General features: G+C 67.8%; 2 protein-coding genes and 1 pseudogene. All 3 read right to left on the reverse strand.

Features of this window, described 5'->3' with window-relative positions; all coding sequences use genetic code 11:
* Nucleotides 1-181, reverse strand: a pseudogene (locus AC08OO_RS23025) (glycosyltransferase family 2 protein); the annotation flags it as partial.
* A gap of 40 nt (nt 182-221) precedes the next feature.
* Complete coding sequence (tnpC, locus tag AC08OO_RS23030; protein ID WP_476619077.1) at nt 222-1913, reverse strand: IS66 family transposase; 1692 nt, start codon at nt 1911-1913, stop codon at nt 222-224.
* A gap of 71 nt (nt 1914-1984) precedes the next feature.
* Nucleotides 1985-3242 (reverse strand): pPIWI_RE module domain-containing protein (locus AC08OO_RS23035; RefSeq protein WP_476619078.1); only part of this gene is annotated, 1258 nt, incomplete at its 5' end.

Raw genomic sequence — 3242 nt, forward strand, 5'->3', positions numbered from 1 at the left:
TCTGGACACCGCCAGATGAGCAAATATTGCCCCCCCCCCCCGAAAAATTGCCGTTCTGGCGGGAACGCTGTGCGTCGTGGCGTCGGTAGCGCAATGTAGGGACGTCGAGCAGTATTCCGGTGGCGAGGGCGGAGCCGGCAATGAGGGTCGCGGTGTCCTCGACACCGCGCAGCGTGTCCATTCACGGGTGACGGCTTGAGCAGCCCCGTGTTGATGTTGGTTTAGGTGGCGAGAGCGTGTGTGGGGCTGGCCGCGCGCCTGGCTGGCATCCAGGGCGTACCGGCGAGGGCGAGGCGGATGGCGTCGACGGCGGTCAGGCCGTGGTCGCGGGCGGAGACGAGGTAGGAGCGCACGCGTAGGTAGGCGGCCATGGTGGTGGGGGTGTGCCAGTAGCCCGAGACGGCCTGGTGGCGTTTCGGGAGGCGTATGGCCTGCTCGCTGGGGTTGTTCGTCCATGGGATCTTGAAGTCGGTGGTGAAGAGCCAGACCTGGTCTGCCTTCGCGGCGAGCCGGCGGGCCAGGACCAGGCCGGGATGGTTCTTCTCGTCGGCCCAGGGGCGGGACATGTTCGTCAGCTCGCCGATGCGGACGTCGGCGTCGTAGCGGGCCCGCAGCGCGTCGATCGCGGCCTGGCCGAGGCGGCTGTTCCCGGCGGCGCGGGCGGCGACGACCAGGCCGTTGGCCTCGCGGAGCAGGTCGATGAGCCGGCCCGCCCACTTCTGGACCTTCGGCGCGAGGATCAGCACCGCACGCAACGCCCTGATGAGATGGGCACAGCACAACTGCACGCCGGCGAGCGTGGGGTCGTACTGGTGCCAGCCGGCGTAGTCGTCCCGGGTCAGGTAGCCGTTCCAGCCGGTCAGGACGCCGGTGGCGTCGATCGCCCCGGACGAGCGGGAGCTGATCGCCGCATACCAGACCAGCCCGGGCGCCGGGGTGCGCACCACCAGCAGGTGCGGGGTGCCCGACAGGGCGGTGCCGGTGGCCTCGTCAAGATCCTTGCGCAGCACGTTGACGGGCGACTCGTCCCCGCACAGCACCGGCTCGGCCCGCAGCGCCGCCGTCATCGCCTCGTCGAACCCGGCGGCCTGAAGATCCTGGGCGAGCCGGGCGTTCGCGCGGGCGACGAACCCGGCCGACACCGGCACCCCGAGCAGCCCGTCGATCACCATCGCGGCCCGCTCCACCGGCACGTTGCCCTCGGAGGCGAGCAGCACCGCCGCGCCGTGCAGCCGCGGCCCGTAGGACACCGCACCCGCCGCCGCGTGCCGCACCCCCGGAACCACGGCGGTGATGACCTCCCGGCAGCAGGCGCAGCGCCGCCGCGGCAGCGCCCACTCGACCTTCTCCAGCACCGGGGCGAGCAGGTCCCAGACCTGCGCCCACCCGTCCGCCAGCACCCCGGCGTCGGACAGATCCGCCTGGCACGACGAGCATTCCGACGGCGGGTCCGCCGACAACGACCGGTCCGGCGTCTCCTCCCGCGCCAGCCCCGCCCCCGGATGGCCCGGCTGCCCACCCGGCTTCCTGTCCTTCGACCGGACCCGCTCCGAGGACGCCCACCGCTCGGCCCTCCGCTTCTCCCTCGCCCCGACCGGATCCTTCGACGGCGGCACAGAGGAGTTCGTACTGTCCCGCGACAGCCGCCGGCGCAGCTCGGCGAACTCGAGCTCAAGCTCCTCGACCCGCCGCACGGCCCGGTCCCGCTCGGCGCACACCGCGCCAAGCTCCACCTCATGCCGCGCGGCCGAGTCCTCCACGACCCGACGCAGCCGCTCGTTGACCGACACCAACCGCTCGTTCGCCGCCACCCACGCGGCCTGCCCGACGGCGAGTTCCTCGATCCGCGCCTCGGCAGCCGCGAGACGCGACTCCCACGACGACGCGGACAGCTCAGCCACAACCCTGGTCATCCACGCCCAGCCACCAGGATCAAGCAACGGCCACAGCACGTCCCAGCAACACAAACCCCAAGGTCAGCGGGCTACCCCGGCACACCCGTGAATGGACACAATGCCAGCTGGCCGAGGTTGTCCGGGATCTGACCTTCCTCTAGATTGTGGTCGGGGATGAAGCGGACTCCGACCTGCCGCAGTCCGTCACCCCACGCTGCGGTAGCTCGGAAGGATGAGTCGTCATCGTCGTCAGTCGCGTTGAGATCGCGTGGCCGCACGAACTGGCTGACCATCTTCGCGTCGGCGGCCCCAAGTCGGATAGCAAACTTCGGGTCTGTCGAACGAATCTTGAACTGATCGGCTCCATTCAGTTCTACGAGCACGAGCTGTGCTACCTCTGCGGTCTCATCAGCCAGCGCGGCCAGAGCTCCTGAGACGGCGGACCGTCTCTTACGGATTTCTGCGTCGAGTTCATCGCCCGCTCGGGGGCGCTGGCCGCTACCGAGGCGCGATCCAAGATCGCCGAGCGGGCGTACATGGAGGCGAAGCGTCAGATCAGGGGCCTTCCATTCCCATGTTCTCGGTCCGGACGTCACACGGTATTTGCTGAGCGAGAGGCTGACTTCAGCCGCATTGACGAGATGTTCGAGCATTGCGTCTGACTGGTGGAGCAGAAAGACAGTGAGCTTTGGCTCGACAAGCGCCCTGGCAGTTAGCTCCCGCCGTTTTTCCCCATTTTTCTCTTCGATCTCCCTGTTGACCCTGGTAGTAGTTGCCAGCTGTTCGTCGGTGGCACCCTTACGGACTGACTCTTTCTTCTGCAGGGCACGTCTCGGGTTCTGGCGCTTGATCTCGCTTCGCCGGAGTTCTGGAGCGGCGACGAACATGGGCTCAAGGGCCTGCGAGGCCCATTCGGTCAGGCGGCGGCGTTCGCCTGGCATGAGTCCTGTGCCGACGGGATGCCATCCCATGCGGGTATGGTGGGCGACTGCGGCCGTGATGCCATCATGCCCGCCGAGCCAGGATTCTGGTTCCTTCTTGAAAACGTCGGGCGATGGAAGGTTGGCGATCGCCCCGACGCGGGAGAGTAGACCCTCCGGGCCGCCTTGCCTCCAGATAATCTTGCGGCTCGCCGAATCGTAGACCAGTGTCGCTACGGCGAATCGTGCTGGCGGGGCGCCGTCATTAATGAGTGGACCGCCAGCCAGCAGGTAGGTCGACGCTCCGCTCTTCCGTGGAAGAAAAAGGTCCCCCGCACCCAGCGTCGAATGATCGTACTTATGTGAATCCTCGGTATCGGCGAGAAAGGTACAGTCCTGAGGGAGACGCGGATGACACCTGAGTAGT

The organism is Frankia sp. CeCAU1 (assembly GCF_977971845.1).

Excerpts from the sequence above, each read along its gene's own strand:
- tnpC (WP_476619077.1), bottom strand. The coding sequence starts at position 1,913 with ATGACCAGGGTTGTGGCTGAGCTGTCCGCGTCGTCGTGGGAGTCGCGT.